Below are 13,653 nucleotides of genomic sequence, written 5' to 3' on the forward strand. Positions count from 1 at the left end.
GGTGCCGGTGCAGAATTCTGCACCGGCACCTCGTTTTTGTGTGGGCTGTTCGGCTGCGGCGGCTGCCGCGCTCACTTCCAGGTGATGGCGATTTCGATTTCGGACTTGCCGCCTTCTTTGACCTCGATTTCGTATTCGTAGGTCACGGTGTCGGGGACGTCGACGGTGACGTCGTGTTCGCCGTCGGTCACGCGGACCTTGTTCTGGCGGGCCAGGGCGTCGGCGAGTTCGCGCAGGCGCTCTGCGGCCTGTTCGCGGGTCATGGTTTCTTCGGTTTCGTGTTCAAAGAGTTTGCTCATGCGCCCATTCAAGCAGCGGAGTGTGAACGCGCGGTGAGCGGCGGCTGGGGCGGACTTGGGGCGCCCGGGGCAAACGATGACGCGCTTATGCGATGACGGCGAAGACGATGGAGGCCGCGGTGAGGCCTGCGAACACGAGCCACGAGGTGGCGTTCCAGGATCTGTGCACCTGCCGGGGTGCGCTGTTCTCCTTGTTTTTCTCTCCGCTGTGTTCGGCGATTGTGCGGCGGATCAGGTCGACTGTGCCCGGCTGTGCGTGATCGGGAATGGCCTTCGGGTCGAGGCCGGAAGCCAGAAGGTCAGCATCGGCGGCCTTTTTGCGCAGCTTCTGCTTGTGGGTGCGCACAGCGGACAGGGGAGCGGCCCATACGCGCGTGACTTCGCCGGCAGTGTCGGTCAGCTCGGCAAAATAACGGCCCCCCGCCTGGGCAATGGAGCCCCACGGCAGGAAAACGGTGCGCAGCGGATTGCGGACTTCCAGCCCGTCCCGGTGTGCGATGAGGGCGGGGAACACGAACAGGTTCAGTGAGAGCCAGCACAGAGCGGCACCTCCGAAGAAGACTGCCGTGGCGATTGTGAACCAGCCGCGGGCCGCACAGTCGATCACTGCAAGCAGCACCAGTACGCCGAGGACGGCCGTCCACACGGCGGCTGCCCTGGAGCGGGTCAGCCGGACGCTGCGGTCGGCGGGAGAATCGGAGTCAGGCATGCCCTTAAGCCTATGCGGTGGGGTGCTCGCGCCGTATCGTGCCGTGGCCGCGCAGCGGTGTGTCTTATGAAAAGAGACCCCTGCGCGGCCTGCATCGCCCGCTCGATACGATGACCTGAATCACACACAGAGATGGGAGTCACCATGGCAATTGATCAGACAACGGTCGATACGTGGCTGGAAGAAGTGCTGGCCGGTGATGTCGATGCCGCCGCGAAGCTGTGCGATAGCCACCCGCAGGATGCTGTCGCCTTCACTTTCGTCGACCACGACCTCAACGTTGCAAAGCTCACCTACGGTCAGCTGGAGGAACGCAGCCGCAAGCTTGCCGGCCATTTCAAAGCCCAGGGCATCGGCGAAGGCGACCGCGTGGGTGTTCTGCTGACCAAGCGCGAAGAGCTCGTGGTGACTCTTGTTGCCCTCGTCCGTTTGGGCGCGGTGTACATTCCGCTGTTCACCGCTTTTGCCACCCCGGCGGTGGAAATGCGCATGAAGGCCTCCGATGCGAAGCTCGTCGTGACGGAGGACTCGCAGCTGTTCAAGGTTGAACCGCTGGGTCTTCCGGTGTTCATGGCGGGTGAGGAATACCAGCGCGCGCTCGAAACCGCAGAGCCGGTCACCGAGAACTACCTTGCCGCGCCGGATCACCCGTTCCTGCAGCTGTACACCTCGGGCACCACGGGTGCGCCCAAGGGTGTGCCGGTTCCCGTGCGTGCGCTCGCGGCCTTCAAGACGTACATGAGGATCAGCCTCGATGTGCGCGATGACGACGTCTTCTGGAACGCCGCGGACCCCGGCTGGGCATACGGCCTGTACTACGGCGTGGTCGGCCCACTGGCCATCGGCGTGCCGAACATCCTGTACACCGGCAAGGCCGGTCCGGAGGACACTCTGCGCGTGCTGACGGAACTGGGTGTGACGAACTTCGCCGGCGCTCCGACGCTCTACCGCACTTTGGCGAAGGCGGACACGGATCAGAAGGCCAACCTGCGCAGGGCATCCTCGGCCGGTGAGCCGCTGACGGCGGATATCCTCGCGTGGTCGCCGGACGCTCTGGGCTGCGAGGTTCGCGACCAGTACGGACAGACGGAACTGGGCATGGTCATCTGCAGCCACTGGGCCGACGGCTACCGTCAGCCGGTCAAAAAGGGCTCCATGGGCCGCCCCATGCCGGGCATCGTGGCTGACGTCATCGAGGGCGTCATCGCCATCGACACCCAGAACAGCCCCAACTTCTGGTTCATGGGCTACCACAACGAACCCGAGCGCACCGCGGTCCGCTACTCGGATGACGGCCGTTGGTACCTCACGGGCGACCTCGGCCGGATTGACGAAGACGGCGACGTCTTCTTCGCCAGCCGTGATGACGACCTCATCCTTATGGCCGGCTACCGCATCAGCCCGTTCGACGTTGAATCCGTGCTCGTTGAACACGACTCCGTGGCTGATGTCGCGGTTGTCGGAAGGCCCGACCCGGAAGGCGTGCGCGGTGAAATCGCCGAAGCCTTCATCGTCCTGCGCTCCGGTTGGACCGGCAGCGACGAACTGGCAAAGGAACTTCAGCAGGCAGTCCGCGAAGGCTACTCCGCCCACGCCTACCCGCGCCGCTTCCACTTTGTCGACGAACTGCCCAAAACCCCGTCGGGCAAAACGCAGCGCTACAAGCTCAAAGAATACGAAGGCTGAGTCAGCAGCATGACAGTGCCCGGGTGGGAGGAAAACTCTCACCCGGGCACTTCTGTTCAGGTGACCCCGCTCCCGAGGTGCCGCCCGCTTCCCGGGGACTGGCACCTCGGGAGCGGCCCACCCGGACTGGCCCGGCACCTCGTGAGCCTTGTCAGCCGATCAGCCCTGAACGCTGCTGTCGTGGCCCTGCCAGGCGGTATTGCGCAGTTGGAACTTCTGGATTTTGCCGGTGGAGGTTTTGGGCAGTTCGTCGACGATTTCGACGACCTTCGGGACTTTGTAGCGGGCAATGTGTGTGCGCACGTGTTCGATGATCTCCTGCGGCTGCGCACTCTGGCCCGGACGCAGCACGACGAACGCGGCGGGGCGCTCGCCCCAGTCTTTGTCGGGAATGCCGATGACCGCGACCTCGCTGACAGCCGGGTGCGAGCCGACGGCGTGTTCGACTTCGATTGTCGAAATGTTTTCGCCGCCGGAGATGACGACGTCTTTGGCGCGGTCGCGGATTTCAACGTAGCCGTCCTCGTGCCACACCGCGAGGTCCCCGGAGTGGAACCAGCCGCCGGCAAACGCCTTGTCGGTGGCTTCTTGGTCGCGGAAGTACCCGGCCATGACGGTGTTGCCGCGCATGACGATCTCACCGACAGTCACACCGTCGCGCGGCACATCGACCAGGCGGCCGTCAGCATCGGGGGAGGCCTCAACTACGCGAATGGGGTCGGACAGCACCTGGGCAACACCCTGCCGTGCCTGGAAGCGTGCGCGGTGCGGCGCGGGCAGCTGAGCCCATTCGGTCTGCGGTTCGCACACCGTGTACGGCCCGTAGGTTTCGGTAAGCCCGTACACGTGGAGGACGGTGAAGCCGAGCGCTTCGACTTCCGACAGCGTGGTGGGGCTCAGCGGTGCCGCCGCCGAGGTGATCGTCAGCGGGTGCGCCAGCTGATGCGCCTCGGGGGCGTGGGTGATGGTGCGGATGACGGTGGGTGCTGCGCACAGGTGGGTCAGGCGGTGGTGCTCGATCAACCGCCATACTTCGTCGCTGCGCACTGACCGCAGACCCACCTGGAGGCTGCCGGCGGCTACGAGCGCCCACGGGTTCGTCCAGCCGTTGCAGTGGAACATCGGCAGCGTCCACAGGTAGCGGCTGCCGTGGTTCAGTCTCAGGTGGGTGATCTGGTTAAGCGCGTTGAGGTAGCTGCCGCGGTGCGTGTAGAGAACGCCCTTCGGTTTGCCGGTGGTGCCGGATGTGTAGTTGAGGCAGATGTGCCGGTTCTCGTCATCGACAGTCCAGTCGAGGGCGGCTGGCTCTGTCGTGGCTTCGCTTGCGGCCAGCAGGTCTTCGAAAGGCGTGCCCACCTGGGCGGCCGAGGTGCCTGCTGGGCTGTCGGCATGCGGGTCGGTGATGACGCCGATCGTGGTGACGGTTTCGAGTTCGTCGGCAATGTCGGCGATGGTCGGCAGGAACTCAGCGTCGATGATGAGTGCCTTCGCGCCGGAGTGATCGAGGATGTAGCGGACTTCTTCCTGCGCCAGGCGGGTGTTGATCGCCACGAGCACGCCGTCGATGAGCGGCACGGCGTAGTGGGCGGCCAGCATTTCCGGCACGTTCGGAAGCATGTAGGCCACCCGGTCGCCCGGTTCGATGCCCAAATCCAGGAACATGTGTGCGCGCTTCTCCGCGGCTTCTTTCAGCTCGGCGAATGTCCAGACGGTGTCCTTGTAGTCAATGGCAGGGCTGTCCGGGAACACCTCCGCTGAACGTTCGAGAAACGACAGCGGGGTCAGCTGCGTGATCCAGGGTTGCACGTGGTCTCCTTCGTGTGCGGTGTGCTGTGTATTGGGATCAACACAACCACGTGACCTGGCAGCGCGGAGGTGAAAATGTCACAGGCCGACCGCTGCGGGTGCAGTGGTCGGCCTGTGAGAATTCAGGTTCGTGCCCGAGGTGGACTCAGGCTCAGTCGTCGTCTTCGGTTCCCGCGCTGGTGCGGGCGCCCAGTTCGCTGTCCAGACGCAGCAGACCGGAGCCGTCACCGTCGATCAGTTCGAGCTGGCCGACGATTTCGCCGACGGTGTCTTCTTCTTCAAGCTGTTCGTCGACGAACCAGTTGAGGATGGGGCGGGCGTCGATGTCACCGGCTGCTTCTGCAGCACGGTAGAGCTCGCGGATGGCTTCCGAGACCTTCTTTTCGTGGTCGAGAGCGGCCTGGAAGATTGTCAGAGCTGACGGTTCAGCTGCGACCTTCGGGGCAGCCAGAGCGCCGATGATGGGCGAACCGTCGCGGGCCAGCAGGTGGTTGATGAACTTGTTGGCGTGCTCGATTTCTTCGTCAGCCTGTGCGCGCAGCCAGTTGGCGAAGCCTGAAAGGTCCTGTTTGTCAGCTTCGATGGCCAGCTGGCGGTAGACCATGTTGGCTTCGAATTCGAGGGTGATCTGGTCGTTGAACTTCGCTTCGAGTTCTGGTGTGAGTGTCATGTTTCCACTCTAGGCCTGCCACCTGTGTATTTGAAGAGAGCAGTGGTGGAAAACACCAGGAGAAAACAAGCGGGGCCCGGAAGCGCACGCTTCCGAGCCCCGAACAGGCGAATCAGCAGATCAGTTGTTGAAGATCTCGCCGACGGACTTCATGAAGCCGCCCTGGACAACACCCCGGGCGCTGCCTGCTGCAGCGAGCACGACACCGAGAACCACGGCGACGACGAGTGCGATTGCCAGGTATTCGATGGAAACGGCGCCCTTCTCGTTGACGCGGTCCTGTTCCGACATTCTGCCTACAATCTGCACAAATCGGGGCTTTTGAACTGAGAGGGAGTGGAACTACTCACTATCGACTATGGCCGTGACGAATGCGGCTTACCGAGGCGTAGGGTTGAAAGTGCAAGCAGATTTTCTCGACTGAAAGAAGATGCATGTTCAACGCCCTTGCCCGCACCGCCGGTCGTCTGGCCATTGCCCCGCTGTTCGTCGTCAACGGACTCGCCGCCGCCAAGGCGCCGGGCCCTCGACCCCAGATGGCCGCCTCGACGCTCGAGACTATGCGCGAGTACGTTCCGGCAATCCCGAATGACGATGAGCTCGTCGTGCGCATCAACGGCGGCATCCAGGCTGCGGCGGGCCTAACCCTGGGCCTGGGCTTGTTCCCGAAGGCTTCGGCCGCCGTGCTCGCCGGTTCGCTCATTCCCACCACGCTTGCAGGCCACGCATTCTGGAAGGAAGAAGACGAAGGTCAGAAAGCGGCGCACAAGACACAGTTCTACAAGAACGCGGCCATCGTCGGCGGCCTGCTCGCCGTCGTCGGCGCAAAGAAATAAGACGTCGCGCCCCATCCACACGCCTGCCCGCCCTGTAGCCGGTTTCTGCGCCTTAGCAGCTGCTTCTAAGCCGCAGAAACCGGCTTAGGGGAGTGTCAGCACTGCTAACGGGTGTTTTCCGGCTAAGGGGTGTGCGAAACGGCTTGCACGACTATTCGTGCAGGGCGTAAAGGGCATAAAAAAGTGGGCCTTCGTAGGTACTTCTCAAACCCCAGTAAGCCGCGAAGAACGTTGATTTCGCGTGTTCTCAAGGGATCGAAGACACAGCGACAGCGCCCTGGCACCCCTCACACGACAGATTCTAGGGGTCCGGTACGTGAAAATTCGAGTCAGTCTCAAACCCGTTTGAGTGCCTCGAATCGTGAAGAACTCCTCGTTGGGTACACCGAGGGGGTGCCGGTTCAGGAGCTGGCAAGAAGGTTCAATATCCATCGCGCGACGGTGCGAGAGATTGCTCGGCGAGCGGGTCATCCGAGCAGAGCCCCAGAACATTCACAACAGCTACGAAGTGAGGCGGCACGCCTCTACGCTGAGGGTTTCACGCTCAGTCAAGTAGCAGTGCAGTTGGGCATCGGCGACGAAGCCGTTCGCTCGGCCGTGGTAGCGAATGGGGGCACGATTCGACCCAAAGGCCGCCGTCGAATGAATGCTTGACTCGGGCGTCGAATGCTCACCTTCCCTTCAACGACGAAGGGACCGGGAACATGGACACGCTCTTGACATTCATGACGGACGAACGTGCGGCACGGATCGCCCTGACCATGATCACGGACCCCACTGATTCAACAACAGGGCATCTCCTTGCAGTTCACGGCGCAGTCAACACTGTCACGATGCTTGCCGATGACGCACCGGTACCCGGTTTGGATAACGTGGAAGCTCAGCTATGGCGTAAACGCTTGCTGCCCCGGGTGGAACCACGACTGATCCAAGAAGCACTCGACCTCACCGAGCACGGTAGCTTCAAGACGCTTATTCCCAGCGATGACAACTATCCGGCGTCGCTCCACGATCTCGGCGACGATGCTCCCTATGTCCTCTGGGTCAAAGGCGAGGAGTCACTACTCGCAATGCCAGTGAGCGATCGCTTTACGATCACGGGTGCACGCGCGGCAACCAGCTACGGCGTCCAGGTCGCGAACGAGATCTCTGCTGACCTTGCCAGTGACGGGAAAGTCATTGTCGCTGGTGGCGCATACGGCATAGATGGTGAAGTACACCGGTCTGCGTTGGCGGTTGCGGGTCATACGATTGCGGTGATGGCCGGTGGAATTGACCGTCCATACCCAGCGGGTCATCGAGATTTGCTCGAACGTGTGAGCGATGTCGGACTGCTGGTGAGCGAGCAGCCACCGGGAGCCACGCCGACACGAGCACGGTTCATGGTCCGCGCCCGCATCGAAGCTGCACTTTCGTGTTCAACGACGATCATTGAAGCCGGTTCACGGTCGGGCTCGCTGCTGGTGGCTCAACAGGCATACTCGCTGGGGCGCAGCGTCGGTGCGGTTCCGGGGCCGGTGACAAGTGCCACGAGCTTTGGCCCGCATCGGCTCATTGCCCAGGGCATCGCCAGTGTCGTGACTAATGCCAACGACGTGAGGGCGCTTTCCGAGAAACAGCCGTCTTCCGGCTCGATGCCGCAACTCAGCGCCGAAGCATTCCGTATGGACAGCTACTCGGCACATGTTCGTGCCGCTCATTCAGTTCACCGTGATCTCTGATGGAACCTACGAGATCAACGATCGCCGTACGGATCGTTTGGTCTTGTGATGCGTGTGTAGATAATGACGCGGATCAGCGCGCCGTTTCCAAATCACGATACTCAGCACCTTCGCCAAACACATGCTGGGTCATCTGCTGATTCCTGGGCTTGGCCTTCATCCGGTTGACCTGGAGACGCACAAGCAGCACCAGACTCAACGGGCCAATCCACAACATCTTGAGTCCGTTCCAAATGCTCAAGAGGACGAGCACATTAAGCCAAGCTGGGCCGCCATCCTTGATGACCTGTACCAGGATTGCCGCGATCAAGAAGTATGGGATCGCCAACAGCATCGCTGGCACACCCCATTTGAGACCGCGTGGGGTGCGGATCGCATCAAGCAGGATATTGGTCGGCATGTACCGACGCAGAAAATTTCGGGTATGGACGCTTCCAGTCCAGAGCAAGCGGATCACGATCTCGTTCCTCTCCATCGCACAAACAACTCCGACGAGGCGATGCGTTGAAGAGTGACCAGGAGGGTCTGCCACAAGTGGCGCGTTGGAAGGAGTATCCGCCTCTGTGACCAGGATACGACGAAGCACTGACAGGAGGGAAGCCCGCGAGTTGACTCATCGGAAACCTCCGCTTGTGCGGGGTCGTTGCCTCAGGTAAGGAACTTCGCGTGAGCACCATCGTGGATGGAGCTGACGATGAGTCAACGCAAGGCCGTGACGAAGAAGAAGGCGCTGGCCTACCGCAGCGCGGACCGGGCGGATAAGTCTCGGATCTTGGATGAGCTGGTCGAACTGACTGGCTGGCACCGGGACTATGCGCGGGCAGCGCTGCGCCAGGCGCTGGTGATCCGGGAGGTGAAGCCACGCAAGGCGCGCCCACGGATCTATGGCGATGATCTGTTGCCGGCGCTGATCCGCTGTTGGGTGCTGCTGCGGGCCCCTGCCGGCAAGATCATGGCCCCATTCATGCCGGTACTGGTGCCGCTGCTGCGCGCCGAGGGCGAGATCAAGGTCACCGATGCCCAGGCCGAGCTGCTCAGCGGGGTCTCGGCGGCCACGATCGACCGAATGCTCAAGACCGAACGGCAACGGATGACTCTGCGGGGACGTTCGCGCACCAAGCCCGGTTCGCTGCTCAAGCACCAGATCCCGATCCGCACCTTCGCTGACTGGAACGACGCCGAGCCCGGGTTTGTGGAGATCGACCTGGTCGCCCATGACGGCGGTGTGGCGGCCGGGGAGTACTGCTACACCCTGACCATGACCGACATCGCCACCGGCTGGACCCTCAACCGCTCAGTGCCCAACCGGGCACGGGTGTGGGTGATCGAGGCGATCGACCACGCTGCGGCGATGTTCCCGTTTCCGATCCGCGGGATCGACTCCGACAACGGATCGGAGTTCATCAACCACCACCTGCTGGCCTACTGCGAGCAGCGCGAGATCACCTTCACCCGCGGGCGGGCGGGCAAGAAGAACGACGGCTGCTACGTGGAACAGAAGAACTGGGCCCGGGTGCGCGAGCTGGTCGGCCACTACCGCTACGACACCGGCGACGAGCTGGATGTGCTCAACCAGATCTGGGAGGCCGATGACGCCTTCGCGAACTACTTTCTGCCCAGCCTCAAGCTCGCCTCCAAGCACCGCGACGGGGCCAAAGTCGTCAAGAAGTACCACCAGGCCGCCACCCCACACCAGCGCGCCCGCGCCCACCCCGCGATCCGCAAACGGCCCGTAATCACCATGAACGCCCGCTTCAAGCGACTACGCCTCGGCGCACTACAACGCCAGATCCTCGACCTCACCAGGCGCCTCGAGACCCTCGCCCAAGCCAAGGGCCGCACCCGCCACAACCAACAAGCCCGAGCCGGTCAGCTCACGGGGTAACCGGAGGAAATAGCTGAGTCAACGACCCACCACCCCCGGAGATCGGCACCTGAGGCAACGATCAACTCATCCGGAGGTCTTGACATGAGGCATCACGGCCCGAGACCTTCTTGGCCTCAGAGTCCGAGGGCGTGAATGACCTGTCGCTGCTGTTCACGGTGTGAAGGTGGTTGAGTCGATGGACGAAATTGTATGACCGCTGCTTGGGCTCGTGCATAGTCAATCTTCTGCGCAGTACGCTCCGGCACTGGGCCAAGTGGATCACTGCTGCTGACCTGGTACCGGTCGCGGTAGGCAGCGATGACGCGTGCACGCCGCCGCCAACCAGTCATCATGTGCTCGTTCTGACGTTGTGGGAAGAGCGGCTGCACCCAATCGGCTGCTTCATCGACAGCGTGGTCAACGAGTGCATCGGCGCGTTGCTCGATCAGCTCGCGCCGCTCATTGAGTGCCTGCCGCATTTCTGGACTCATGGTTCCTTCGGCGTGTGGGATAAGTCCTGCGATCAGGCGTGGCTGTTTTCGCGTCCGTCCTGACCCGGCTGGACGAGCAGTGGCTTTGACGAGTCGCGCGTGCAGTACCGATGCGATGTCATCGGCATCCTCGACGCTGCGTGCCTGTACGAGGCGTGGCAGGAGCCGATCCACATCGTGGTGATTCGCTTCCGCTCGTCGCAACTCCGCCGATAGTGCACCATACGCATCGGAGGTAAGCGCGTCTTCAGCCTGTTCAGGTGTGAGGCCACTCGCACGTAGCAAGGTCGCCCAGCGGTCGTATTGTGCTGCTTGCGCGATCGTCTCGTACTCGGCCGCGAGCTGCGCGATCGAGCCCCACAGTTCCTGCTCCGCCGTGATGGTTTCGTGGGCGGAGAGTTCAGCGCCGACGTGTTGCATGACTCCGTAGAGCACGGATCTGGCAGTGGCATCACTGTTATCACCGGGGTGGGGCTGGCTGTGCGCATCATCGGGTTTGTCTACGGCGACATAAGCGTGGTTGGCGTTGCGGCCGCGGGTCATCGCGACGTAGAAGTTCTCCCGTGTCGTTGTCGTAGTCACAACTGTATGTGCGGTGTCGGTGGTGATGCCTTGTGCTCTGTGGGCGGTGACGGCGTAGCCGAGGTGCCCCAAACACACTCACCTGTGATTGTGTGCGTTTGCGCGGCTCCAGTCTACGGGCGGCGAGATATAGCGCCGAAGCCCTGGCGTATCGCTGAGCTTTCAGACGCGTGGGTGTCGGCGCTCCAGCCTGGCGGCGAGCTTGTCGGCTCGACCGGCTTTGTATCCGATGGTGTATACGCGTGCGTGAAGCGTGAGCGCACATCGACTTCTCGTGGCGGCTTCGCCTCCGGGAGATAGACGCTGACGGGAGCCGATAGATCGCGTGTGCCTGCGCGGTGAGGTTGTTCGACGATCCGGGCGGTCACGGTCTTTATGACCGATCCCCATTCGAGCATCGAGGCACCTTGGTCCAGCGCTCCCGACTGTTCGGCCGTGATTTGTCGCCGTCACGGATGTCACATGGAATCTCTGACGTCAGTAGTTGCCGGCAGCTGTCAGTCGTGGCGGCGCTTTCGGGTTCGCACCGATCCGTCCGCCACAGAATCTGGTCTGCGGGTCTGTATCGGCCGCCCCGGGGCCCGACAGCTGGAGCGGGGCCTGCGGCGGCTGCGAAACATCATCGTGAGCCAAACCACACCGCCCGCTTCCACCCATTCGCGATGACGTCATCTCTGCCATCTACGTGCCGGCAGACGGCGCCGTTCACTGCTCAGGGCGACGGCTATTCGTCGCCGGTGCGTATAACCGCATCGGCCCCGAGCGCGGACGTGATGTCATCCAGGAATCCGTGCTGGACGGCCCAGGGGACGCTCAACACGGAGGGAGTGGTGACTGCCATCAGAAGCTCTGGGTCTTCCAAGTAGTAGTAGCGGCCTTCGGCAATCGGAGCCCACCGCGACATCAGCGGATGGGCGAGAGTCTGCGCGATCTTGTCTCGGGAGTTCGACCATCCGATGAACACATCGGTGGTGAGCGCATCCAGTCTCTCGAGGCTGACAGATCCGTAGTAGTCGTCACCGAATGAGCCGACTTCCTGAGCGACGGACGGGGCGTCGGTCATGCCGAACTCACGGAGCAGCGTAGGACGGGGGTCATCGGGCGAGTAGACGGCAAGGTCCGTGGAGCCGTCTTCCAGCCACTCTCCGAAGACGAAGCTCCTCCCCTCGAGCTGAGGGTGGGCATCGCGCGCTGAATCGACCGCTGCCTGTGTTCGAGAGATCAGTTCCGCAGCCTGTTCGGGGCGTCCCAGCGCGGTGCCTGCGAGTTCGACGATGTCCGACCACGTACCGTAAGTCCACGGTGTGCGCGCATAGGCGATCGTCGGGGCGATGTCACTGAGTTGCTGATAGTCGGCTTCGGTGATCCCGGAGTATGGCGCGAAAATCAGGTCCGGGGCGTAACTGAGGATCTCCTCTGGGTCGTAAACACCGTCCTTTCCTGGGGAGAGAACCGGCGGCAGTTCGGCACCGAGCTCGGCAGTCACGTGCTCTCGGAACCAAGCGGTGTATCCGTCCGGCGTACCGTATTCTTCGGGGACCGCGACGGGGACGACGCCCAGGGCGGCGACCGCGTCTTCGGCGCTACCCCCGAGGACGACCACACGTTCTGGGGTTGACGGGATACTCGTCTCGCCGTGCGCGTGCGTCACGGATATCGGAAAGCCGTCCGGCTGCGGTCCTGAGATCGGGCGCTTGTCTGCGGATGATCCGCACGCTGTCAAGGACAGTGTCAGAGCCAGAACGACGAACGGAGCCAGCGCGCGGCGAGGTCCGGCCGGACGTGGCGCCTCCTTCATGGCATCGGAGGTCACGATGCGCTTCCTTCCCCACGGTTCTCGGTGACGACGCGGCTGATGTCGTCGGCGATGGCGTCGATGCCCCAGTCGATGCCGAGCGGGGTTGCGGTAGAGAGCGCAAGCCCGGTGGCCGCGTCTTCGATCAGTGCGACCCGGTTCTCCAACACGGGCGCCCAGCTTTGGAATGCGGCGTTCGCGGCAACGGCTTCACGCCAAGTGTCTTCATCGGAGATGACGATGTGGACATCGGGGTTCAGCGGCAAGAGCTGTTCCATGCTGACGGTGAAGCTGCTGGGGTCGCCGGCTTCGTGCTGCAGCTCTAGAGTGCCGTCCAAGGGCTCAAGCCCGAGGTCTTCGAGGATCTGGGCTCGGGGATCGATGGATCCGAACACGACGACCTGTCCGTCGTCGGAAGGCAGGAAGCTGTGCAGGTACGTGACTCCCGACAATTCGGGGTGCGCTTCCGCGACATCGGCGACTCGCTGTGCGGTCTCCTTCTCGATTTCGGCGGCATAGGCCGGGCGCCCGAGCGCGGCACCCATCATCTGAATGTGCTCATCGACCGTGGTCGCCCAGGGCTCCGCGGGGAAGGCGATCGTCGGTGCGATGTCGGACAGCGCCTCATACTCGGCCTCGGTGATTCCGGAGTTGATGGCGACGATGAGGTCAGGCTGCTGCATCAGGACGTACTCCAGGTCGACCTCACCACGCTCCAATGAAGGGTCAAGGGAGGGGAAGGGGGCACCGAGCTTCTCGATTGCTTCGGAGACCCACGGGTAGTAGTCGTCCTCGATTCCGGTTGCGTTGCCTTGTGCGACCGGAACCGTGCCGAACTGGATCGCAATGTCGGCGGCGCTCCATCCGATTGCGACGACGCGCTGCGGCTGGGTTGTGACCTCGGCGGACCCGTACGCGTGCTCGATCGTCACCGGATACGCACCATCCTCCGGCTCGGCGAAGACGCGCTGATCGGTCTCCGCGGGCGGAGCCGAGGACGCGCATCCGGAGAGAAGAAGAGCGCAAGCCAGCACGGCCAGCGCAACGCGTCGGGAGACAGAGAACATGGACGCTCCTCACGGGTTGTGATGATTCAGTGGAATAAGGCAAGCCTTGCTTCCGACGTTATCCGTCGCTGTTTTCGCTTGGCGGACATCTGCCGTCGTCCTCGCGACAGATCCCCGGAGGGCG

General features: G+C 62.8%; 13 protein-coding genes and 1 pseudogene. 5 read left to right on the forward strand and 9 right to left on the reverse strand.

Annotation, left to right across the window (positions count from 1 at the left end; genetic code table 11):
• Positions 1–71 precede the first annotated feature (71 nt).
• A complete protein-coding gene (locus tag HMPREF3092_RS03090) occupies positions 72–299 on the reverse strand; it encodes an amphi-Trp domain-containing protein (protein ID WP_070423803.1) in 228 nt (75 codons plus the stop codon).
• A gap of 85 nt (positions 300–384) precedes the next feature.
• A complete protein-coding gene (locus tag HMPREF3092_RS03095; RefSeq protein ID WP_070423804.1) occupies positions 385–1,008 on the reverse strand; it encodes a PH domain-containing protein in 624 nt (207 codons plus the stop codon).
• Between the two features lie 144 nt (positions 1,009–1,152).
• On the opposite strand from HMPREF3092_RS03095, the gene HMPREF3092_RS03100 reads away from it, so the two are divergent.
• Positions 1,153–2,694 (forward strand): AMP-binding protein, encoded by a 1,542-nt coding sequence (locus HMPREF3092_RS03100; RefSeq protein WP_256174363.1) that lies wholly within the window; start codon positions 1,153–1,155, stop codon positions 2,692–2,694.
• A gap of 159 nt (positions 2,695–2,853) precedes the next feature.
• Here the strand turns inward: HMPREF3092_RS03100 and HMPREF3092_RS03105 are convergent, their stop codons facing one another.
• The 3 genes from HMPREF3092_RS03105 to HMPREF3092_RS11295 all read right to left on the reverse strand — a co-directional run bounded on the left by HMPREF3092_RS03105 (position 2,854) and on the right by HMPREF3092_RS11295 (position 5,461).
• Positions 2,854–4,500 (reverse strand): long-chain-fatty-acid--CoA ligase, encoded by a 1,647-nt coding sequence (locus HMPREF3092_RS03105; RefSeq protein WP_070423806.1) that lies wholly within the window; start codon positions 4,498–4,500, stop codon positions 2,854–2,856.
• 151 nt (positions 4,501–4,651) lie between these two features.
• The gene (locus HMPREF3092_RS03110; protein ID WP_070423807.1) at positions 4,652–5,170 is read right to left on the reverse strand and encodes a ferritin; all 519 of its coding nucleotides are present in this window, start codon (positions 5,168–5,170) and stop codon (positions 4,652–4,654) included.
• Between the two features lie 120 nt (positions 5,171–5,290).
• Positions 5,291–5,461, reverse strand: coding sequence for a hypothetical protein (locus HMPREF3092_RS11295; protein ID WP_176745681.1), 171 nt, complete (start codon positions 5,459–5,461; stop codon positions 5,291–5,293).
• Between the two features lie 143 nt (positions 5,462–5,604).
• Between HMPREF3092_RS11295 and HMPREF3092_RS03115 the strand changes: the two genes are divergently transcribed.
• From HMPREF3092_RS03115 to HMPREF3092_RS03120, 3 genes are all read left to right on the forward strand, one after another.
• On the forward strand, positions 5,605–6,006 hold the full coding sequence (locus HMPREF3092_RS03115; RefSeq protein ID WP_070423808.1) for a DoxX family protein: 402 nt from the start codon (positions 5,605–5,607) through the stop codon (positions 6,004–6,006).
• 183 nt (positions 6,007–6,189) lie between these two features.
• Entirely contained in the window at positions 6,190–6,660 is a 471-nt protein-coding gene (locus HMPREF3092_RS11590) for a helix-turn-helix domain-containing protein (protein WP_370919358.1), read from the forward strand.
• Between the two features lie 50 nt (positions 6,661–6,710).
• A complete protein-coding gene (locus HMPREF3092_RS03120) occupies positions 6,711–7,727 on the forward strand; it encodes a DNA-processing protein DprA (RefSeq protein ID WP_256174364.1) in 1,017 nt (338 codons plus the stop codon).
• A 73-nt stretch (positions 7,728–7,800) separates the two neighbouring features.
• On the opposite strand, the gene HMPREF3092_RS03125 is transcribed toward HMPREF3092_RS03120, so the two are convergent.
• Positions 7,801–8,184, reverse strand: coding sequence for a hypothetical protein (locus HMPREF3092_RS03125; RefSeq protein WP_050992936.1), 384 nt, complete (start codon positions 8,182–8,184; stop codon positions 7,801–7,803).
• 237 nt (positions 8,185–8,421) lie between these two features.
• On the opposite strand from HMPREF3092_RS03125, the gene HMPREF3092_RS03130 reads away from it, so the two are divergent.
• Positions 8,422–9,612 carry an integrase catalytic domain-containing protein gene (locus HMPREF3092_RS03130; protein ID WP_062020688.1) on the forward strand — a complete coding sequence of 397 codons (1,191 nt, stop codon included), beginning with the start codon at positions 8,422–8,424 and terminating at the stop codon, positions 9,610–9,612.
• A gap of 116 nt (positions 9,613–9,728) precedes the next feature.
• Here HMPREF3092_RS03130 and HMPREF3092_RS03135 read toward each other — a convergent pair.
• The 3 genes and pseudogenes from HMPREF3092_RS03135 to HMPREF3092_RS03145 all read right to left on the reverse strand — a co-directional run.
• Positions 9,729–10,730: pseudogene (locus tag HMPREF3092_RS03135) on the reverse strand (conjugal transfer protein); the annotation flags it as partial.
• A 661-nt stretch (positions 10,731–11,391) separates the two neighbouring features.
• Complete coding sequence (locus HMPREF3092_RS03140) at positions 11,392–12,480, reverse strand: ABC transporter substrate-binding protein (protein WP_070423811.1); 1,089 nt, start codon at positions 12,478–12,480, stop codon at positions 11,392–11,394.
• A complete protein-coding gene (locus HMPREF3092_RS03145; RefSeq protein WP_070423812.1) occupies positions 12,477–13,529 on the reverse strand; it encodes an ABC transporter substrate-binding protein in 1,053 nt (350 codons plus the stop codon). The genes HMPREF3092_RS03140 and HMPREF3092_RS03145 overlap by 4 nt, the downstream gene beginning before the upstream one ends.
• Positions 13,530–13,653: the final 124 nt, after the last annotated feature.

The organism is Brevibacterium sp. HMSC24B04, from assembly GCF_001806835.1.
In the GTDB taxonomy this organism is placed as follows: domain Bacteria; phylum Actinomycetota; class Actinomycetes; order Actinomycetales; family Brevibacteriaceae; genus Brevibacterium; species Brevibacterium ravenspurgense.